We start from the raw sequence: 21,678 nt of genomic DNA, 5'->3' as shown, positions 1-21,678 counted from the left end.
AACGCCTCCTTAGTAGTCTTCTTCGTTGACGCGCATCGCCTTGTTGATGAGCGTCATGCAAACGACACCCGCAATGACGATGCAAACGCCGATTGCATTCGAGTAGCCGTAGTTATTTTCGTTCTTGTACACGCTGTACAGCATGAGCGGCAGGTTCATGGTAGCCGAGCCGGGGCCGCCCTTGGTGGTGATGTAGATCAGGTCGAACATCTGCAGCATATAAGTTGCCGCCATGACCATGGTCGTGCCGATGATCTTGCGCAGCAGCGGCAGCACAACGAACATATCGGTCTGGAACGAAGTCGCACCGTCCACACGAGCCGCTTCGAGCACCGAATCGTCAATGGTCAGCGCCTCGGCGAGCACGAGCGTCGTGGTGTAGCCCGCAAACAGCAGCCACGTCATGGTGACGGACGGGAACGCCGTTGTGGTATCCATCAGCCAGTTATGTGTCAGGTTTTCCAGACCAACAGCCTTGAGGATGGAATTGACCACGCCGTACTGCGGGTTGAAAATATTGAGGAAGATCATGCCCATTGCGGCGTTGGAGATGATATTCGGGATCATATATGCAGTACGGACAAATTTCCAGCCGCGCGGCTTTTTGTACAGCACAAGCGCCAGGATAACGCCGATGGAGACATGAATAATACAGTGGATCAGAATCCAGACGATTGTGTGGCCGCACGCCTGCCGGAAGGTCGCATCGCTGAACAGCTGTGTATAGTTCTGCAGACCGATGAATGTCATCGAGTCGCCCGTCAGCCGGTAATCAAACAGCGAGGAAACGAACACGATCACCAACGGAACAGCATAGATCAGCAGGAACAATGCGACAGCCGGAAGCAGGAACACCGGCAGCCATCCCTTTTTACGTTTCATAAAGCGGTTTCCTTTCTTGTTGAGGAGAAAAACAGGGATCCGTTTTTTGACGGGTCCCTGCGGTAAACAGTTTACTGGTTCTTCGCTGCAGCATCCGTCAGCGTCTGGCAGAAGCCCTTTGCGTCCAGCTCACCCGAAGCGAGCAGCGGGAGCTGCTGGCTCATAACGTCGAGCAGGTTGGAGTACATCGTAGCCTGCAGAGTATCCGAGCGCTTTTCACCCTCAGTGGTTGCAAGGTCAAGGAACTCAGCAAGCAGCGGGTACTTGTCCTTTGCGGTGTCGGTCAGCTCTACCGTGTTGGAGGCCGGAACCATGCCCTGCATCTCCATTGCGGTCTGCTGTGCCTCAGCCGAGGTAAAGAACTTGACCATCTCAATGGCAGCCTCTTCTACCTTCGGGTCGTCCTGCTTGGTAACGATGTAGCCCTGAATCGGTGCATCGTATACGAAGTTGCCCGGGAACAGCGCTACGCCGACCTTATCAGCGAAGCCTTCCTCTGCCATGGAGGTATCGGAGAAATCACCGATCATCCACGGGCCGTTCGCCAGCATTGCGGTCTGGCCGGACAGGAAGTTGTTTGCAGCATTCTCATACTTGCCGCCGATTGCATCCTGCGTGGTGTAGTTCTGGTACATCTTCTGAATCTTCTCGGCTGCTGCGATCATTTCCGGCGTGTTGTAGTCGGTCGGGTTCATGGTATTCACGAACTCCAGGCCTGCGTCGGACTCGGTGCCAACCATAGCGCCCATCCACAGCTGGGTTACCCACGCAGAATCCGCGGTATCCATGGACAGCGGGGTGACGCCGGCTGCCTTCAGCTTGTCGCACTGCTGGAAGAACTCGTCCCAGGTCTTAGCCGGCTCGGTGATGCCTGCCTGCTTGAACAGCTCCTTGTTGTAGAAGTAACCGATAACCTGACCTTCCATCGAGGAAGCGTAGATCTTGCCGTCGCGGCTGTTGGTAGCCAGCGCGGTATCGGAATACAGTGCCTTCCAGTCTGCATCGGAATTTACCGCATCGGTCAGGTCAACTGCCAGATCCTTGGCAACGACCATATCAAGCAGATTGTAGCCGCCGCCGTAAATAACCGGCGGGAGATCGCCCGTGCCAAGCTGTACCTTGATCTTGTCGATGTAGTTCTGATCGCCCGGAACGTCTTCCTTCTTGATCTCGTACTTGCCTGCGTACTTCTCATTGAATTCCTTGATCAGTTCATCGCATACCGGAGCGGACGTATTCGTGCCGCACTGGGCCGTCGGATAGTTGATGGTGATCACGCCGGAGCTGTCACCGCTCTGTGCAGAATCATCCTTCTTGCCGCCGCAGCCTGTCAGTGCACCGGTCAGCAGCGCGCCTGCCATCAGCAGGGAGAGGATACGCTTTGTTTTCATGTGGGGTTCCTCCTCTTTCTCTCCTTACGGCATTTGTCTCATTCAAATACCGCTCTGTGTTTTGTTGTATTTATTATACCCGAGGAACAGTCTGCCCTCAATGCAGTAAACCGGTCAAAACATATGACGATTTTGCTTTTCGTTCACACGCTCTGCACTCCTCTTTGAAAACATAGGATTATTTTGCGCCAAAACAGGATATTTTTTTCTAATGTCGCTTCTCCCCCTCCGGATGGTACACAAAGCGGTCGAATTGTGGTATATTTAGGGTAACTCCGCAGCTCTATTATTATGGTGCTGCCCTTGTATAGTTCGCAGAAGCTCCCGTGAGGTGTATTGTATGGCAAAACGCAAGATCTCTCTTATCGGGCTGGTCGTTGTGATGATATGTATTCTGGTATTCGCACCTGTTGTCACCGCCGGCATCTATTTTATCCATACCGTATCCGGTCAGCTGCAGCATACCGCCAGTGAGACGGTTTCCATGTATCTGAACGAATTCACCGACCGCACCGACCGCATGATGGAGACCCTGCGGGATGGTGTGTACTACCTGACCTCGGACAGCGCCGCCCAGCAGATGATGAGCAGCAGTGAACCGCTCACCCAGATCCAGATTCTCCGGCTGGAGCAGAATTTCAGCCGCGCATTCTCGCTCGGCGATTCGCTCAACCCCGATGTGGTCAGCGCCATCTACCTGATCAAAAACGACCAATATGTACCGGTCTACGGCGGCAACTACTATTTGAATACCTCGTGGCGCGTCCGGCAGATGTACCAGACGCACGAGGACTGCAACTCCGCACGCACGCTGTACACGCACTACACCATCGTTGGATACGCATATATGATCGTCGATTTTGTTGACCTCAACACCATGCAGCCGCTTGGCAAAATCATCGTCGAGCTGAACATCAACAAGCTGCTCTCCACGCTGTCGCTGAATCAGCTTTACCCTTCTACTGTCGTCATTTTCAGCGGTGATCAGGGCCAACGCATCAGCTCTCTGCAGACCGACCTGTTCCGCGAGAACGAGGATATGAATAAGTGGTATCATGCGTCCAGCTCACTCCGCAAAAGCCGCGAGCGCGTGGACATCTATATTCCAAACGCCGAAATCCTCGCCGGTGTGCGCCAGAGTACGCGTGTGTATTTTCTCGTCTGTGCTGCCATCCTGATCCTGGCTCTGCTGCTGGCCGCCACCTGTCTCATCCTGCTGCTGCGTCCTCTGCGGCAGATGCTGCACACCATCGGCAGTATCGGCAGCGGTGATTTTTCCGTGCGCATGGATGAAACGCCCTACACCGAAACGACCGCTATCTCGCATGCCTTCAACGACATGGCCGACCGGCTGGACACCCTGTTTCAGGAGGTCTATCAGCGCGGTCTGCTGCTGCGTGACGCAGAGATTCATCAGCTGGAGAGCCAGATTCAGCCGCACTTCATCTTTAATATTCTTGAACTGATCAATGTCCGCTGCATGGTAGCCGGTCAGCCGGCCATCTGCACCACGGTGCAGAATCTGGCACAGCTGCTGCGGGCAAGCGTTGTTAACCACGGCAAGCAGATTATCACCCTGCAGGAGGAACTGGATTCTGTAAAATACTATCTCGCCCTGCAAAAGGAACGCTTTGAGGAAAAGCTGCAGTACACCGTCGATGTGGAGGACGACAAGCTGCTCGGCTGCTACCTGCCTAAGCTGACCATTCAGCCTCTGGTAGAAAACAGTATCGTACACGGACTCGAGCCTAAGCGTCACGGCGGCTGGGTGCGCGTCAGCATCTGGGAGGAGGAGGACGCCGTGTACATCCGCGTGCACGATGACGGTGTAGGCTTTGACCCGTCCGCCATCCCCCAGCCCGGCAGCGATGACAAGCACCACACACATGTTGCACTGCACAACATCGAGCGCCGTTTTCAGCTGCTGTACGGCGAGCCCTACGGCATGTCGATCAAATCCGAACCCGGACACGGCACGAGCATCGTGCTGACGCTCCCCATCATCACCGCACCGCCCGAAAAGGAGAAAGACCTATGCTGAAAGTTATGATCGTTGACAATGAATCCGCCATCCGCAAGGGTCTGGTACACTGCATCCACTGGGGCGACCTCGGCTGTGAGATTGCCGCACAGGCAGATGACGGCATGATGGCGCTTGAGCAGATTCCGGTCATTCAGCCGAATATCGTTATCAGCGATATCCGCATGCCCGGTATGGACGGTCTTGAGCTTGCCGAGATCATCGCCCGTGACTATCCCGGCATCAAAGTCATCATTTTGACCGGCTATCCGGATTTTGCCTACGCGCAGCGTGCCATCCAATATCATGTGGTTGATTTTGTACTCAAGCCGATGACGGTAGAAAACCTGACCAACGCCATCGAAAAAGCCAAGGCCGCCATAGCGGAAGACCGCAGCAGTCAGGACCTGCAGGAGAAGCTCTCCACGACCTCGGCGCGCAACATGGAGCTGCAGCAGAGCATGCTGCTGCATGACCTCATCCACCGTGTTGCATGCTCGCAGCTGTATGTGCTCAACCGCCTGGCTCAGCTGAAAATGGACCTGCACAGCTATTTTGTACTCAAGCTGTATATTACCTCGCTGTCCGAGGAAACGCTGACCGATGAAGAATACAACGAGTATCTCAACCAGTCGCAGGAGATTCTGTCCGACTGTCTATCCTCCTACCCGCATTACTACATTGCCCGCGGCACGCAGGACTGCTTTGTGGTCATCTGTGCCGCCGGGGAAGCGCCTATTACCGCATTATGCAGGGAAGCGGTGAATATTGTCGGCAGTTTGGCGCATTTTCTGCTGTTTATCGGCATTTCTAACTGCAATGACAATCCCATCAATCTTGCCGATGCCGCCGATGAAGCCGCGCAGGCGGTGCGCTTCACCGTCTTCACGCCCGACCATCCGGTGACGCACTTCGCTGAGCTCAGCTCGTTCCCGCAGCAGCTGACCGACGAAATCTTTGAAATGCTCTCTGCCCTTAAATCTGCGATGGAGCTGCGTAATCCCGCCGACACAGAGCAGCTGCTCGACTGCATTTTCGCCTATGCGGACAGCAGCAAGCTGCCGCCGGATACCGTGCGCAATATCTGCGTATATATTCACCAGTTCGGCATGGAGCTGCAGTTTCCCGGAATGGCCGGACATTCGCTCGAGGGCGGCAGCATTTCCTCGCTCAAGCGCATTATGGAGACCAACTCCATCGCCGAGATGGAATCCTGCACCCGCGCACTCGTGCAGCAAACGCAGGACATGGCGCAGAGCAGCGCCGCCAGCGCAGATCATATCGTTTCCTCGGTACAGACCTATATCAGCGCACACTATGGCGAGCAGCTTTCGCTCGACCAGCTCGCCCAGCAGTTCTATCTCAGCTCAAGCTATCTCTCGCGCCTGTTTAAGCGCGAGACCGGCACAACGCTGACGACTTATCTGCAGAACGTGCGCATCGAAGCCGCAAAAAATCTGCTGCGCACTACGGCACTCAAAAGCTATGAAGTTGCCGAGCGGGTCGGCATTAACGATCCTGTGTATTTCTCACGCATATTTAAGAAGATCACCGGTCTCAAACCGAAGGATTACCGCCACAGCGTCCAGAACGAATCATCTGTATAAACGAAAAGAAGCGAAAAACGCTCCGGCACGCATCCCATCGGAACTTTTCCGCAATTCTCAAAATTGTCTGCACAAGCAAATCGGTTGCATTTTCCGCACCTTTACTATATAATATAGTTAAATATTTTTAATTATCAGCAAAATTCATGGCAATACCGCATGATCGAACAAGAGCGGTCTGCGAGCAAATTCTGCATCCGTATCCGTCGCGGTACTGCCCTATATAAAGGTAATCCGGAAAATGAATACAATCTGGGAAACACACAAATTTGAGCACTACATATTCAGCCTTTTGCTGGCGGTGGAAGTCATTATGTCCTTTACATTTTTAGGATATATGCACATTCCGCCGATTTCTATTACCACAGCGTATATCCCTATCGTCATTATCGCCTGCCTGTTTGGCCCGGCCGAGTCTTCCCTCGCGGGACTGCTGTTCGGTCTTGGCAGTCTGTATAAGGCTTCCGCGACCTATGTCATGCCTGCAGACGCGGTCTTTTCTCCGTTCCGGAGTGATTTTCCCATTGGAAGCATACTGCTGAGTGTCGGCACGCGCGTGCTGTTCGGTTTTCTGCTCGGCTGTCTGTTTCAGCTGGCACACAAAAGCAAACGAAAGAATCTGTGCAAGCTGCTCATCACGATCGCGGCACCTAAGCTGCACGCGCTTCTGGTCTATACTGCGATGGGGCTGCTCTTTCCCTCTCTCGGTTTTAATATTTTATCAATATTTATACTGAAAAAAAGCGACCTCATCATCCTGTCGTTCTGTGCTGCGGTCGTTCTGGCGATTGACAAGCTGTATCACAGTCCCTTTATCCAGACCTATAAAAACGCGGTCAATGAATACGAAAACACCCCGTACTGGTCTCCGAAGATTGGTTTCGTGCTGGGGGGCGTAAGTACGTTTATCTTCTGTATGGCGGTTCTCTCGACTGTCTACTTCTCCAACCGTATGTACTACATGCTCGGGCAGCACGGCGTAGATGTCACACAGCACATTCATCGGGATATTCTCCACCTGCAGGTACAGTTTTTGACTGCCATGCTGGCGCTCAACTTCATTCTGCTCATCCTCATCCTGATGGTCTACCGCTACATGAAATTTCGTGAGTACACCGGCGAGCTGGACTTCCTGACCGGCATTATGGGCCGCAAGCTGTTCCTGCACACCTGTCTCCGCAGCCAGAAGTCCCACGCCGGAGCAGCCGGCTGGTTTCTGGTCTGCGATCTGGATTATTTCAAGCACATCAACGACAAATACGGTCATTCTGTCGGTGATGAGGTCCTCAAGCAGTTTGCCGAGCATTTACAGAACACCTTTCGTTTCTGCGGCTCTGTCGGCCGTATCGGCGGTGATGAGTTTGCCGTAATGCTCGATATAGATCTGTCGCAGGACCAACTGGAACATCTGCTGACGCAGTTCCTGCGCGATATTTCCGGTATTCTCGAGCAGGTCACGGTCAGCTGCAGCATCGGCGCGTACCGCTTTGTTTTCCCGCAGGAGATCAAGCACCTGCTCACCGAAACCGACCACGTGCTCTATCAGGCCAAGGAGAACGGCCGAGCGTGCTTTGTGATAGAGGATTCGACTGAAAAGTAAATTGCAAAAGCCCGCACAGCGTAGGGCAGCTGTACGGGCTTTTGAGACTGTCGAAACACTAACGTTTTCCGAGCAGCCTTTCGATCGAATTTCGAAGAAAAGCCGCACCTTGCAGGCACATTTTTCTTCCCTTGTGTATCTCGGAATTTATGAATTTGCTCCGAAAATTCTATTTTATGCGTGCTGCCGCACGAAGTACAAGAGTCGAAATGCTGCTTTTTGACAGACTGAAACGGAGTGCAAACGCACTCCGTTTTACTTTCGATTTTAGAAAGGCTGTGTATAACTCCAGGTACCGATGCCGAGCGGCGAGAACGCAAGGTAAACCACTGCAACACAAATGAGAATCAGTGCGGTAGCGACCCATCGATATTTCCACGGAGTAAGATCGACAGCGCCGATGTCCTTCTGTACCCATGCCTCCGGATGCTTTGTCTTGTTTCGCTGATTGAAAATGAACATAATCAGCAGCTCAACCGGCAGCAGAACGAATACAGCATACAGATAATGGAACTTGCTGTTGAGGAACAGCAGGAACGAGCCGTAGCAGACCACATGCAGCGCCAGAATGACCTTTGCGCTGTATTTCGGCAGGTGCTTGAAGAAGAAGCCGCCGAATACGGCCGTCAGCACCGGCAGTGCAATCAGCATTACGAGAGAATCCAGGAAGGTTTTCAAGCCTGCCGGGAAGAAGTAGATCAGCGGACCGACGATGGTGGTCAATACCGCGAAGATGATGCCGACATTCTTGCCGACCTTGACGAGCTTGTCCTCGGAAGCGTCCTTGTCGATGAATTCCTTGTAAATGTCCATGGTGAACATGGTATCTACCGAGTTCAGCACCGAGTTGAACGAGGACAGTATCGCACCGAGCATTACGGCTGCGAAGAAGCCCATCAGCGGAGCCGGAACAACCTGCGAAACCAGCTGCGGGTACGCTTCGTCCATCATGGATACCTGATCGCCCTGCAGCTCAAACAGCGCATACGCGATAACGCCCGGCAGCGCAAGGTACATAAAACCGATAATTTTCAGAAACGCGCAGTAGAGAGCACCCTTCTGTGCTTCCTTGAGGTTCTTTGCAGCAAGTACACGCTGAATAAACGACTGGTGCGTACACCAGGACTGCAGACCGAGGAAGAACAGACCGGTAAATACGGTCGGCCACGGAACCGCAGGCGGCAGAGAATCCGCCGGAGCGATGGAGTTGAGCATGTCCGAATGGTTTTCGATCAGGAAACGCATACCGTCGATAACCGACAGACCGTCACCGCCTACCGTTTTGCCGAGCACGCTCAGTGCGAAGAACGGGATCATGAAGCCGCCGATCAGCAGGCCGATGCCGTTTACGGTATCCGATACGGCTACGGCTTTCAGTCCGCCGAAGATAGCGTAAATCGAGCCGATGACACTGATGATGATACACAGAATGATAACGGCCTGGAACTTGGTTACGCCAAGAATGCCGGATACGTTGAAGATATTTTCAAATACCAGCGAACCGGAGTACAGGATAACCGGAATCTGTACGACAATGTACAGCAGGATGTACGCGATGGAGAACCACAGCTTTGTGCTGCGGTCATAGCGCAGACCGATCAGCTCCGGAATGGTGGTAATGCCGCTTTTCAGATAACGCGGCGCCGCAAACAGCGCCAGCACGATACAGCACGGAGCTGCTACGATCTCGAACGCCATCGGGCTCATGCCCACGCTCCAAGTCTGGCCGTTTGTGCCGACCAGCTGCTCTGCCGACAGGTTGGTCAGCAGCAGCGAACCTGCGATAACAAAGCCCGGCAGTCCGCGTCCGGCCAGAAAATAGCCGTCTGCGGTGCTCTGGTCATCGCCCTTTGTTTTTACATACGAAATAACTGCAACAAGTATCGTGAAACCGATAAACGTCGCCATAGTCCAAACCATTGGAATCCCCTCTTTCACGCGGTCCCTCAACCGCTTCAATTTCCCATATTTGTAATTTAATTCTCAAAAATGCGTATAGTTAGGGCGGACGCATGTGTCGAACTCTGCGTCCGCCCTGTCTATAAACTGTTTATGCTGTCAAATGTGTGTTTGAATTACTCCCACAGACCCTTGGACTTCATGTCGGAGACGTACTCATCGATATTGGAGGAGTCGATAACCTTGGAGCCGGAGTCGATGAAGGATTCAACAGAGCCGCCCTCAAGTACGGTAACTGCTGCTTCAACAGCCTTGTAGCCCATGTCGTAGCCCATCTGAGCGATGTCGATGGTCAGAGAGCCGTCCATAACAGCCTCGATGGCAGACTGGTTGCCGTCAAAACCGCACAGAACGGTATCTGCGTAATTGGTGTTGCCGGAATCCTTGATAACCTTTGCAGCTGCAAGCGCCATGTCATCCGCGATGGACAGAACTGCGTCTACGCCGTTCGGGTACTTCTGGATAACCGCCTCCATAGCGGCTGCTGCCTTGTCCGGCATGGTATCGGTGTACTGCACTTCGAGCACCTGACCGCCTGCGGCTTCGATCGCATCGCGGTAGCCGCGCAGACGTGCTTCATGGGTCTCGTCGCCCTGTACGCCTGCAATGATAACCGCCGTCGGCTTGTCCTTGCCCAGTGCCTTGCAGGCCTCAGCAACCGCCTTGCCGCCGTTCAGCGCTGCGTCCTCGTTGCCGGTGCCAACGAAGCATGCCTTCTTGTCCGAGGTGAAGTCGGTATCGAGTGCTACGACCGGCTTGGTCGCGGTATCTACCAGCGTTGCGGTAGAGGTGGACTGCTGCGGAGCGATAACAACGGCATCGATGCCCGGGTTGCCGAGTGCCGTCTCAATCATGTTGACCTGCTCATCATACGAGGTAGCCGAGGTCGGAGACTGGATTTCGACGTTTACATTGTCGTGCTCGCTGCCGTAATCGCGCGCACCGGCAATAACCTTGTTGAAGTGACCGTCCGTATGCTTTACGATAACGGTTACGTTGTAGGCATCACCGGAAGCGGTGGAGCCGCTGTCACCCGTGCTGCCAGTCGATGCGGACGAACCGCCGCCGCAGCCTGCCAGCATGCCGGCACACAGAGCACTTGCTAACGTCATTGCTAAAAGCTTCTTTTTCATAGTTCAAACACTGCCCTTTCTCTTCTTCTCATATTGATTTTCTTTCTTCTCTACAGGGGTGGTGCTGGAATTGCGAAAATGCTGTGGACTTAATGAAAAATCTTTTTCTTTTACGGTATCACCGGACAATTCGGCAAGAGCAATTGTTCGGTGATACCGCACCAATTACTGGCTGATGGTCTGGCGCAGCGCGTCGATCGAGGTGTTGACACCTGCATCAACGGTCATGGTGAGATCCTCCATCTCGAGGGAAACGTCTCCATCGTAGCCCATCATGTGGCAAACGGAGAAGAATTCCTTCCACCACTGCAAATCCTTGCCGCAGCCGACTGCAACGTAGTTCCATACACGGTCAGCGGACTCGGTAACGGGGCGAGGCTCGAGCAGACCGTCGGTGTCAGCCAGACCGCGCTCGATGCGGGCATCCTTGCCGTGAACATGGAAAATGCAGCCCTTGAGTGCGCGTGCAGCCGCGATCGGGTCCGCACCCAGAACCATCATGTGGGACGGATCGAGGTTGATGCCGAGCATCGGGTCGGTAGCCTCACGCAGCTTGAGCAGAGTCGAAGCAGACCAAACCATGGTGCCCGGGAATTCCTCGATAGCGATGTGCTCAATGCCGCACTTCTTGCAGTGTGCGATGAATTCGTTCCAGAACTCGATCGTTACCTTCCACTGGTACTCATACGCCGGAGCCATGAAATCCGGCCAGGAAACGGTAGAAGTGATCCAGTTCGGGGTGGTGTCGGTTTCGTTGCCAGCCGGCAGACCTGCCATCGCAACGATCTTCTTGACGCCCAGCAGACCTGCCAGCGTAGCGCAGTCGTACATGGACTTCTTGTATTCCTCGCCGGTCTTGGACGGCCAAAGCGGGTTGCAGGACGTGTTCAGTGCAGAGATGCGCATGCCGCGCTTCTCGAGTTCGCCCATGAATTCCTTGCGCTTGCCTTCGTCCGCAAGCAGCTCCGCGGTGTTGCAGTGCTTGCGGGCGCCCCAGCCGCCTGCAGTCATCTCGACCGCGTCGATACCGAGGGACTTTACCTTGTCAAGCATGTCCGTGTAGGACAGATCAGCGAATACGTCAGTGCAAATTGCGAGTTTCATATAAAAAACCTCACTTTTCTTCTTTTTTGTTGTAGTAGAAATCGTTGGAGCGATTTTTAGAGAGAGAATTCTTTCAAGTATGTTATCAAAAGGGAATTTTAGCGTTATAAGCGTTTAAGAGTTTACCGCTGCCCGCCTTATGGAAGGCAGCGGTATAGAGAAAAGAAATGAGAGAGTGTCTTAGGCAACACCGCACAATTAAAGCAGCGGCGCTTTGCGGAAATTTTGTATTCTGATTTTGTTGCGATTTCTTGCAATACGGCAAGTATTGCTGCGAAACCGCGCCTCATCAGTACGCAAAATTTATTCGCAAATCGCTCTTGTTCAATTATGCGGTATTGCCTTAGTTTAGATGGAAATTGGGAGAATTACTTGAAATCTACCCATACGCCACCCTTGTCAGCGGACTCTACGCACTTGGTTACCCAGCGGATGCCGTCGATGCCGTGCTCCAGATCCGGGTAAACCAGATTCTTGAGGGTCTCCTCGTCGCCGCGGTTCTTTGCATCCATTGCGATAGCAAAACGGGTGTACAGGTTGCTCCAGGACTCGATCAGGCCGGTGTAGTGCAGAGCACCCAGGCGCTCGTACTCGAGAGCTTCCGGATTCAGGTAATCCATTGCACGAACCAGAGTCTGACGCGGCTGACCCTGTACTTCGTAGTACAGCTCATCCGGATGCATGTCGTTCCACTCGAGGGAAGCCTTGGTGCCGACAATGCGGATGTGCTGGCTGCTCATGTCACCTGCGTTAACTGCGGATGCCCACATACGGCCAACTGCGCCGTTCTCATAACGCATCAGGACGTAAGCATTGTCCTCCAGCGGTGCGCGGGACTTGATGAAGCTCTGGCGGTCGCACAGCAGCTGCTTCAGCTTCAGCTGCGGGCAGATCAGCTCGGACATGTAGAAGGTATGGGTGGACAGGTCGCCGAGTACGAAGGACGGGCCGGACTTTGCCGGATCAACACGCCACTTCTGACCCTCAGCCTGCTTGTCGCCGGTCGGGTCGCAAGCGAAGCCGTGTGCGTAGCGGAGGTCTACCATAGTAACCTCACCGATGTCACCGTTCAGGACCATGGAACGCATCTGGCTCAGCAGGTCGAAACCGGAGAAGCCGTAGGTTACGCAAACGATCTTGCCCTTTTCCTCAGCCAGCTTCTTGATCTCCTCGCCTTCCTCAACCTTGAAGAACAGCGGCTTCTCACAGATTACATGCAGGCCGGCTTCCAGAGCTGCCTTGCAGACCTCAAAGTGCTGGAAGTTCGGGGTTGCGATGTCAACAGCCTCGATGCCGTCCTCGCGCTTTGCTTCCTCAGCGAACATGGTCTTGTAATCCGGATAGAGGCGTTCCTCATCCATGTTCAGGTTCTTGCCGAAGTCTACGCAGCGGGCGAAGTCCAGGTCGAACGCTGCAGCCTTGAGTACGAACGAGGTGTTGTCTCGCATAGCACCCAGACGATGCTTGTAGCCAACGCCGGAAGTGCGGCCGCCGCCTACGATACCCCAACGGAACGGACGAGTAATTTTCTTTTCACCGATAAACATAATGTTTTCCTTCTTTCTTTGATTTGCAAAAAAGTGTTTGATTCTGTTTTTGTACTGCTAATTTTGATGTTTTGTGAAATACATACAACAAATTCGATTTATCTTTGTTTATTGTATCCATTCCCTAACTTCTGGCCTAAGTATAAAATATTTTATGGATATATTCAATAAGCGTTTCTGCTGCAAAGTTCATCAATCCTGCTTTCTGTGAAAAAACACAGAAAACCAGTTCATCAATCCTGCTATTTCGTTCATGGATTCTATGAGGGCAAAATAAGGAAGGAGAAAAGTCTATGCAAAGTGTTGATCCCGGCATCCGAAGTGAGTCGGTTTGTTTTCCGTTTACGCCGTCGCAGACCGCGAGAGAGCTGCTGTTCTACCCGACATGGTGCGGTCACTACTACTGCACCGCCAACTATTTTATGAAGCGTGACAGTTATCCGCCGCTGCTCATCGCCTACATCCGCAAGGGACGCTTCCGTGTGGAGTACCGCGGTGAGTTCAATGTCGCCGAGGCCGGTGACATACTGCTGCTCGACTGCATTGAGCCGCACTACTACCACGCCGAGGACGGACTGGAGTTCGTGTACATGCACTTTGAAGGCTCGAACGCGCGTGAGCTGTGCCGCCGCATCACCGACCGGCACGGCTGGCTCATCCGCCGCGATAACAACACGCTGATCGGCAATCTGCTGTACGACATGGTGCGCTTTTACGATGAGAACGGTGTAGAGACCGACATGCAGCGCTCGGCACGCATCTACCGCATGTTTGACCTGCTGCTCTCACCGAGTGCCGCCGAGCAGTCAGCGGATACGCCGGTCGAGCAGGCCATCCAGTACATCCGCTCGCATATCGGTCAGCCGATTTCCGTGGAGGATCTGGCGTCCACCGTGTGCCTGAGTGCGTCCTATTTCGCGCATATGTTCAAGCGCCGCACCGGCTTCTCCCCTGCCGATTATGTCATCAACTCGCGCATTGAGCGGGCGAAGGTTCTGCTCGTGCGCACGCAGAAGCCGATTGCGGAAATCGCCGAGGAGGTCGGCTACTCGACCAGCGGCAGTCTGATCAACCTGTTCGTTAAGAAGGTCGGTACGTCACCGCGGCAGTACCGTATCCAGCATATGTCCAAAGCGATTGATGCGGTATGCAAAACCGATGTGCCGTTCATAGATACAGATGTGCCGGAGCTGTAACCGTGCAAATACACAAAAAGACGCACATCGCAAGATGTGCGTCTCAGTCTGTCAAAAAGGTCCTATTCCTGCAATTTAAATAATTCGCGCGCCAGTGCGCGTTAAAAGGTTCACGGTCTGTTAAGACAACACCGCATAATGAGAACCACAGCTTCTTGCGCAGACTCCGGTCGCGCTGCTGCGACGCTTTGCTGAAATTCTGCGCCCTGACTTTGCTGCGCTTCCATGGTAATACCTCAAGTATTACCGCAGAACCAAGCCTCGTCAGCACGCAAAACCTGCTCGCAAGTCGCCTTTTGTCTCATTATGCGGTGTTGCCTGAAAGGATGAAATGCAATAGATTTGTTCAGTTTTACAGTTCCTCGACCGACACGATGCCTTTACGCTCGCCGACCAGTGTCATCAGACGGTTTACCGTGCAGCTGCGCGGCAGGCGCAGCGTGAAGATGGCACAGGCATTGTGCTCACCGTTTTCCGCCGCACGGGTAATCTGGATATTCAGCACTTTGACATCACATCTGCGGTACAGCTGCAGCACATCGTCCAGACACGTTTTATCCTCGTATTCCATATACACATTGATCTCGGGAACGTGCTCCAGCACACGGTACTCCAGCCGCGAGAACACCTGCTCTGCCAGCATGATAAAGCCGGTGGCCAGAATGCCGCCCTCATAAAAGCCGCCGCCGAACGCCAGACCGATGATAGCCGAGGTCCACAGTCCGGCCGCCGTTGTCAGTCCCTTCACATTCTGCCGCTTGGTGACGATGATCGTACCGGCGCCGATGAAGCCGATGCCGGCAACAACCTGCGCGCCCAGACGCGCCATATCAGTGAAATAATGCATATTCAGATACAGATACTGACTGGTCAGCGTGGTGATCGCTGCACCGATGCAGATCAAGATATGCGTGCGGAAGCCTGCCGGACGGCGCTTGTACGAGCGCTCGATGCCGATGATGCCGCCGCAGATAAATGCACAGGCGAGACGCACAAATACGGAGAGCGTGGTAACGCTGCGCAGACCGTCAAAAACAGATAACATATTGCTTCCCTCCCGTTACAGTTCTTCGATCACACACAGACAATCCAGACCGGCCAGTTCGGACAGCAGCTGCGTATGCGGTATTTTTTCATTCAGACGAATCGAAAAGATCGAGCTTGGATGCAGCTGCTCACCGCTCCGGTTGCGCTCGATGTCGATGTCGTAGATCTGCACATTCTGCGCTTTCAGCTGATTGATGATCGTGCTGACATCGTCCATTGAGTTAAACTCCAGATACAGATTGATATCGCGCGCGTTTTCCTGAATGTATGCATCCACGATCGGGAACAGGCGGATGCTCAGAAAGATCATAGCAAACGCGATCAGTACGCATTCGTAAAATCCCGCTCCGACCGCGAGGCCGGTACACGCCGAAGCCCACAAGCCGGCGGCGGTAGTCAGTCCCTTGACCTGCTGACGGCCGGTGACCAGAATCGTGCCTGCGCCGAGAAAGCCGATGCCATTGATGACCTGTGCGCCGAAACGCGAAACGTCGGTTTTTATGCCGATCTCTGCGCAAATATCCGACCACGGCCCTGTCACCATGGTAAATTCGTACAGGCTGAGCAGCACGGTCAGCGTTGCACCCAGACACACCAGCATATATGTACGGAAGCCCGCCGGACGGCGTTTTCGTTCCCGCTCCAGACCGATGCAGCCGCCGAGCAGCATAGCCAGAGCGAGCCGCAGCACGACCGATGCAAAGTGAAATTCGCGAAGATATGCAATCGTTTCTGTCATGTTCTGCTCCTCCTCATTTCCTGCGGAAACCGTTTACGCACACGTTTGCGCTGATGGTCGTTTTACACCCTGCGCTCCTTGGTATATATACAGTATAACACCGAATCAGGCAAAGTTTCATCCCTCACATTGTAAGAAGTATTTTGTTTATTTTTGTGTAATTTGTACATTCGCAAACGTTTGTGTATTTAATTATCACAATTTTATTATATATTAAGTTCTAAATATCCGCATTTGTGAAAATTTTTTTCGATGTACCCTCTCCGAACTGTTTTTTCCCTTCCGCAGAGCGTAAATACCCCCATTCTGCACAGATTGTGCAGGACGGGGGTATTCATTCTGTATCGCACGAACTGCGCCTGCATGCAGCACAAGGCACTTCCGCCTTACATGGTCCCTTCCTCCTCCATTGCACTGAGCAGCGGCGTTACCATCTGCTTCTTGCGGCTGACTACACCCGGCAGCACGACCGAATGCTCCCCGCATTCCTTGCGGAACGCGGTATGCACCAGATTCTTTGCACCCCGGCCGACATAAAGCAGTTCGGTCTTTTCCTCGATGATATTGGTCAGCATGACAAACTGCATGGACAGTCCGCTCGTCTTGAGATAGTCCTCCATATAGCCCAGCATTTTATCCCGGATGCCGTTCAGCTCATTCTCGCTGACACTCGTGAGCTGCGAAATGGCGATTTTTTTATTCTGTACCTGAAAGTACTTGAAATCCATGTGGAACAGCTCATCCATCGAACGGTCGCGCAGGCGCGAGCTGGAGCGAAACATCTCCGTTGCATACTCTCTGATATCCAGACCTGCGATCTGCGCCAGCTCCTCTGCGGCAGCGCGGTCGAGCGGCGTACAGGTCGGAGAACGGAACATCAGTGTATCCGACAGAATCGCAGAGCACAGCAGACCCGCGATTTTCGGTTCGATCGGCACATTATGCTCATGATACATTCCTGTGATAATGGTCGCGGTACAGCCGAGCGGCTGATTTCGGAAATAGATCGGCCCGCTCGTTTCAACCGAATCAATGCGGTGATGATCGATGATCTCAATGATATTGGTCGAACGAATACCGTCTGCCGCTTGGTCCCGCTCGTTGTGATCGACCAGAATGACCGACGGACGCTCCAGATCCAGCAGATTGCGCTGAGAAAACATTCCGATATACCGTCCCTGCTCATCCAGCAGCGGATAGTAGCGCATACGCTTTTTGGATACTGCACGCTTTACATCCTCTACCACGTCATCGGGTTCAAAGGTGATCAGTCCCCTGCGGCGCATGACATGGCGCACCGGCACAGCCTGGCTGACCACCTTGGCGCAGCTGTATGTCGTCAGCGGCGTTGCGATGATGGAAACCTGATTTTCACTCGCCAGCTTGCGGATGGTACGCGAGACTTTCGCGCCGAGCCCGATAATAATGCAGCCCGCGTTCATCTCAATGGCGCAGAGTTGACTCTCATAGCGATTGCCGAGAATGACCATGTCACGCGGCCCGATATAATCCTCCAGAACATCCGGATTGGCTGCCGCAACCACCACGCTGCCCTGCTCGAACCGCTTTTCGACATCACCGACAATCAGCGTACCATCCAGTACATCCACCAGATTGCGATAGCTTGTGCCGGCCTCCGCCAGTGCGTTCGCGTCCTTATCCTCCATATAGAAGCGCGCGATATCACTCAGCGTCAGCAGTCCTTTAAGATGACGCTCCTCATCGACAACGGCCAGCGTCTGAATATCATTTTCGTTCATGTAATTCCATGCGCGGTGCAGCGACATCTCCTCATCAATACCGGGGATCCTGCGGTACTGCACATCGCTCAGACACGGCTCAAACGACTTGATATAACGCGGCGCTTTTACGCCGAAGCGCTCCAGGACAAATTTGGTCTCTGTATTGACATGGCCTGCCCGGCAGGGGATATATGGTTCTCCGGTCAGCCTGTGCTTAAGCTCTGCATAACAGATCGCAGAGCAGATCGAATCTGTATCCGGATTACGATGTCCGATAACAAAAACCGGGTTCATACTGTACCGACTCCTTTGTCTGAGAAATGACCGCGGGAACTGCTGTGGTTTCCCCGACGGTGTATGATTGCGGGTAAAAGGAAACAGCAGCACCGACCATGCCACTGATTCGGGTGCTGCTGTTCCCCTCGGGAAGAAATAGGACAATACCGCATAATACTGCAAGCAAATTTTTCTGCACGGACGAGGCGTGATCTTACAGCAATACCTGATGTATTACCATAAAAGCACAGCAAAGTCAGGGCATAAAATTTCCGCAAGGCGCCGCGTCAGCGCGGCCGGAGCCTGTGCAGACATGATGCGGTGCTGCCATAGGAAGATAAGTATCGTTTAGATATGGTCAATATGATTTTCCATGCGGATCATGCCGGAAACACCTGCCAGCTCCTGACGGAATGCATTCTGCGCGGACTCATATCCGTTCGGTGGAAAGCTTGCACGGAAGCTGATGATATAGGTGTTATGCGGAGTTCTGCTGAAGGACAGATCAAGCAGCTTTGCAAAATGCCGTTCTGCCAGATGCGACAGTTCCACCATGATGTCGCCCATATGGTCACATTCGATCTGCAGATCCAGTTCCGAGCGGCTTCTGGTGCGGATTTTCTCCTGAATCCCGTCAAACGCCACCAGTGTTACAAAGGCAATCACCGTACCGACTGCCGTGAGCACATAGTATCCCATGCCGACCGACAGACCGAGACAGGCAACGACCCAGACACTGGCCGCCGTTGTCAGTCCGCGAACGGTGAATCCCTCACGCAGGATCGCACCGGCACCCAGAAAACCGATGCCGTTGATAACCTGTGCGCCCAGTCGCGCCGGGTCAGAGGGCGTTGTCCCAAATACTGCGATCGTCTGCTCATACAGGATGCAGCTTGTCACCATGACCACACACGAGCCGAGTGCTACCAGAATATGTGTGCGGATTCCCGCCGGATGCGAGGTCCGTGCGCGCTGCGCGCCGACGGCAAACCCGACGATCACTGCACCCAGCAGCCGCAGCACGATATCCACCACTGTAATTTTCCCCATTTTCGTTTCCCTCCTGTCTAAAATATTTGACCGCACCCTGCAATGGCAGGGTACGGTCAGAAAAAGAGAGAGAGATTGTTACGGTTACGTTCTTTTTCTTATTGCATCGTCAAGCGCTCTGCTCGATTTCGCTCCTCCAGATAATCCACCAGCTCCGGCAATTCCCGAATGATATGATCCGGCTGGTAAGCAGCATCTACACCGGCATCCTTCTGCGCCGACAGGAACGACTGGATCTGGATCGCGGCACCAAAATGCATTCGCTTTGCACCGATGATATCACGCGAGATCGTATCTCCCACATAGGCACATTCCTCCGGCTTCGCCTGCATCTGGCGCAGCGAGATCTGGAAAATAGACGGATGCGGTTTCCGGTATCCGGTCACGCTGGACAGGGTAACATCTTCAAAATAATCGCGGATTCCGTACTGCTCCAGCACATCGAACACCGAATAAAGCGATGCCGTGTTGGAGATGACGCCCAGATGATACCCGCGTTTTTTCAGTTCCTCCAGAGTCTCCTTGACCTTCGGACGAAGCTCGCGGTGATAATAGGTCACTTCCCACATGCCGGCCAGCCGTTCCGCTACCTCCTGCAGTTTTTCACGGTCCAGATTGAAGTCCGCCATATAATACTCCGGCCAGATTTCCTCCGGTTTTTTCTCCAGTTCGTTGGATTCGCTCCATTGTTTGTAGTTACGGATACCGCTGTTCAACTTGTTCCAGAAGGTAATGTCATTGCAGCCTGTACCCAGATCATGTTCATTGAGGAACGTCCGCAACTCTCCGGTAACCGAGTGAATCGTCTGATCATTATACCAGATATCCTCGAGCGTTCCTCCCATATCAAATAATATAGTGTTAATCACGTTTACTCCTCCTTCTGCGGCAGTGCAAGGGAGGCACGAACCACATTGTGATCGCTCAGCTCCGGCTGTGTATACCGGGCCAGCGCACTGTCCTGCGCAGCAAAGCCGCAGTCTGCCGTCAGTGTAGAAATCACACTGCTGCAGTGCACGGTAAAGCCGCGCGGCAGCAACCAATCCAGCTTCATATGCAGGCAGCCGCCCTCCGGCAGCGGTTTGCGCCGTGTGCAGTCCGCACCGCCCGAAGCCGCCCGCCATGCATAGCCTGCTGCGGTGCAGTCCTGCAGAAGCGGTTCATACAGGTCGATCATTTCGATCGCCGCAGCCAATTCCTCCGGCTCGTCACACAGATGACGAATCACCGCCTTATCGCGTCCGTCAAAGGTATTGGTATTGAGATCGCCGCCCAGCACAACGGGAATCCCCGGAAATACACGCTCAACCTCCTGCAGTACAGCTTTCATCTGCTGCAGGCGTCCCGCGCCGCTCGTCCGGTTTTCCAGATGAATGGATACCGCGCCGACCTCCTGTCCCTGCACATCAAGCTTTGCAAAAACCGCATTGCGGCCGCCGATGCGCTTCTGTCGGTCATAATACCAGTTATACTGCTCCGGCAGACGGAGCACCTCTGCCCACAGGATCGGCCAGCGCGAAAAGATTGCATTGCCGTGAAACCCGTGTGCAGCGTCCTTCAGCTCGACAAACTCCAGCCCGAACACATACTGCATTCCCAACGCACGGGCGATCTCTGCGGCAGTATCCCGCTCGCCCGACCGGGCACAGCCGCTATCCAGCTCATTGGCCAGGATCAGGTCATACGGCCGCAGCGCCGGGCATTCCCGGAGAAAATCTACTGTTTCGGCAAGACATATGCCCCGCTCCATGTTGAACACCAGCGGATTCAGTTCTTTCTTCTGCGGCACCGCACCCGCAAACCGGGTCACGATCTCCGCCTCAAAAAACTGAGGAATATCCCGCATCACCGCATCCTGCGATTCCTGCTCCAACCGTGCCGCAGATTGCAGCACGCACTCTTTTGTCAGTTTTTCCATACTGCTCCCCTTTACAGGCGGCGCGGCATCGGTTTTTTGTACAGCTTGAAATATAGCGTCCACGATACCGCGTTGCCGACAAGGATCGGCATCAAGGTATACAGGAAGGTCACATACAGCATCATATTCCGGGCAGCAGGCTCCAGCTGGAACGCTGCGACCACGCACATGATCGTGATAACCGGCAGGCTCGCAAAGCTGTAAGGCACGATCCGCTTATCCGGCAGCAGAAACAGGATGCAGCAGACCGCAGTACCCACCACAGAGATCAGACCGCAGTGGATCCAGTTCTCTGCCATGCCTCCGCCGAGAGGCAGATTGTCATGCAGTACGCCGGTCAGCAGTGCATACATACCGCCGAATACCAGACAGAACAGCAGATCCACGAAAAAGCAGGTAACTGCCATCGGACTCTTGCGCTTGCCTTCCTTGGTTACGAATAAAGCCATTCTGTATGCTCCTTCCGC

The 21,678-nt window shown here is 53.7% G+C and carries 17 protein-coding genes; 4 read left to right on the top strand and 13 right to left on the bottom strand.

What is annotated here, in order from left to right; translation table 11 throughout:
- Positions 1 to 9: 9 nt before the first annotated feature.
- Both DW088_RS07535 and DW088_RS07530 read right to left on the bottom strand, forming a co-directional pair.
- The gene (locus tag DW088_RS07535; RefSeq protein ID WP_118360264.1) at positions 10 to 882 is read right to left on the bottom strand and encodes a carbohydrate ABC transporter permease; all 873 of its coding nucleotides are present in this window, start codon (positions 880 to 882) and stop codon (positions 10 to 12) included.
- A gap of 71 nt (positions 883 to 953) precedes the next feature.
- Complete coding sequence (locus DW088_RS07530) at positions 954 to 2,273, bottom strand: ABC transporter substrate-binding protein (RefSeq protein WP_118360263.1); 1,320 nt, start codon at positions 2,271 to 2,273, stop codon at positions 954 to 956.
- Between the two features lie 340 nt (positions 2,274 to 2,613).
- Between DW088_RS07530 and DW088_RS07525 the strand changes: the two genes are divergently transcribed.
- The 3 genes from DW088_RS07525 to DW088_RS07515 all read left to right on the top strand — a co-directional run bounded on the left by DW088_RS07525 (position 2,614) and on the right by DW088_RS07515 (position 7,500).
- The gene (locus tag DW088_RS07525) at positions 2,614 to 4,314 is read left to right on the top strand and encodes a sensor histidine kinase (protein ID WP_118360262.1); all 1,701 of its coding nucleotides are present in this window, start codon (positions 2,614 to 2,616) and stop codon (positions 4,312 to 4,314) included.
- Positions 4,308 to 5,900 carry a response regulator gene (locus DW088_RS07520; protein ID WP_118360261.1) on the top strand — a complete coding sequence of 531 codons (1,593 nt, stop codon included), beginning with the start codon at positions 4,308 to 4,310 and terminating at the stop codon, positions 5,898 to 5,900. Before DW088_RS07525 ends, DW088_RS07520 begins: the two co-directional genes overlap by 7 nt.
- 241 nt (positions 5,901 to 6,141) lie before the next feature.
- Positions 6,142 to 7,500 carry an ECF transporter S component gene (locus tag DW088_RS07515; RefSeq protein WP_118360260.1) on the top strand — a complete coding sequence of 453 codons (1,359 nt, stop codon included), beginning with the start codon at positions 6,142 to 6,144 and terminating at the stop codon, positions 7,498 to 7,500.
- Positions 7,501 to 7,767: 267 nt separating this feature from the next.
- Here the strand turns inward: DW088_RS07515 and DW088_RS07510 are convergent, their stop codons facing one another.
- From DW088_RS07510 to DW088_RS07495, 4 genes are all read right to left on the bottom strand, one after another.
- Positions 7,768 to 9,420, bottom strand: a complete 1,653-nt coding sequence (locus tag DW088_RS07510; RefSeq protein ID WP_118360259.1) for a solute:sodium symporter family transporter — start codon at positions 9,418 to 9,420, stop codon at positions 7,768 to 7,770.
- Positions 9,421 to 9,575: 155 nt separating this feature from the next.
- On the bottom strand, positions 9,576 to 10,571 hold the full coding sequence (locus tag DW088_RS07505; protein ID WP_158574635.1) for a sugar ABC transporter substrate-binding protein: 996 nt from the start codon (positions 10,569 to 10,571) through the stop codon (positions 9,576 to 9,578).
- A gap of 186 nt (positions 10,572 to 10,757) precedes the next feature.
- Positions 10,758 to 11,696 (bottom strand): sugar phosphate isomerase/epimerase family protein, encoded by a 939-nt coding sequence (locus tag DW088_RS07500; RefSeq protein WP_118284888.1) that lies wholly within the window; start codon positions 11,694 to 11,696, stop codon positions 10,758 to 10,760.
- A gap of 368 nt (positions 11,697 to 12,064) precedes the next feature.
- A complete protein-coding gene (locus DW088_RS07495; RefSeq protein ID WP_118360257.1) occupies positions 12,065 to 13,243 on the bottom strand; it encodes a Gfo/Idh/MocA family protein in 1,179 nt (392 codons plus the stop codon).
- Between the two features lie 293 nt (positions 13,244 to 13,536).
- On the opposite strand from DW088_RS07495, the gene DW088_RS07490 reads away from it, so the two are divergent.
- Entirely contained in the window at positions 13,537 to 14,439 is a 903-nt protein-coding gene (locus tag DW088_RS07490) for an AraC family transcriptional regulator (protein WP_117489571.1), read from the top strand.
- A 352-nt stretch (positions 14,440 to 14,791) separates the two neighbouring features.
- Here DW088_RS07490 and DW088_RS07485 read toward each other — a convergent pair whose 3' ends face one another.
- From DW088_RS07485 to DW088_RS07460, 7 genes are all read right to left on the bottom strand, one after another.
- Positions 14,792 to 15,484 (bottom strand): MgtC/SapB family protein, encoded by a 693-nt coding sequence (locus DW088_RS07485; protein ID WP_117489569.1) that lies wholly within the window; start codon positions 15,482 to 15,484, stop codon positions 14,792 to 14,794.
- 15 nt (positions 15,485 to 15,499) lie between these two features.
- On the bottom strand, positions 15,500 to 16,225 hold the full coding sequence (locus DW088_RS07480) for an MgtC/SapB family protein (protein ID WP_117554962.1): 726 nt from the start codon (positions 16,223 to 16,225) through the stop codon (positions 15,500 to 15,502).
- Positions 16,226 to 16,611: 386 nt separating this feature from the next.
- Positions 16,612 to 18,261 (bottom strand): putative manganese-dependent inorganic diphosphatase, encoded by a 1,650-nt coding sequence (locus DW088_RS07475; protein WP_118360256.1) that lies wholly within the window; start codon positions 18,259 to 18,261, stop codon positions 16,612 to 16,614.
- A gap of 330 nt (positions 18,262 to 18,591) precedes the next feature.
- Positions 18,592 to 19,293: an MgtC/SapB family protein gene (locus tag DW088_RS07470; protein WP_118360255.1), complete on the bottom strand. Its 702-nt coding sequence runs from the start codon at positions 19,291 to 19,293 to the stop codon at positions 18,592 to 18,594.
- A gap of 98 nt (positions 19,294 to 19,391) precedes the next feature.
- A complete protein-coding gene (locus DW088_RS07465; protein WP_158574634.1) occupies positions 19,392 to 20,162 on the bottom strand; it encodes an HAD family hydrolase in 771 nt (256 codons plus the stop codon).
- A 2-nt stretch (positions 20,163 to 20,164) separates the two neighbouring features.
- A complete protein-coding gene (locus DW088_RS15855; protein ID WP_158574633.1) occupies positions 20,165 to 21,211 on the bottom strand; it encodes an endonuclease/exonuclease/phosphatase family protein in 1,047 nt (348 codons plus the stop codon).
- Between the two features lie 11 nt (positions 21,212 to 21,222).
- The gene (locus tag DW088_RS07460) at positions 21,223 to 21,660 is read right to left on the bottom strand and encodes a hypothetical protein (protein WP_118360253.1); all 438 of its coding nucleotides are present in this window, start codon (positions 21,658 to 21,660) and stop codon (positions 21,223 to 21,225) included.
- Positions 21,661 to 21,678: the final 18 nt, after the last annotated feature.

Origin of the sequence: Butyricicoccus sp. AM05-1 (assembly GCF_003474415.1) — a bacterium.
Lineage (GTDB): Bacteria > Bacillota > Clostridia > Oscillospirales > Butyricicoccaceae > Agathobaculum > Agathobaculum butyriciproducens.
The sequence above is the reverse complement of the archived record's forward strand: the minus strand, read 5'-3'. Positions and strand labels throughout refer to the sequence as shown.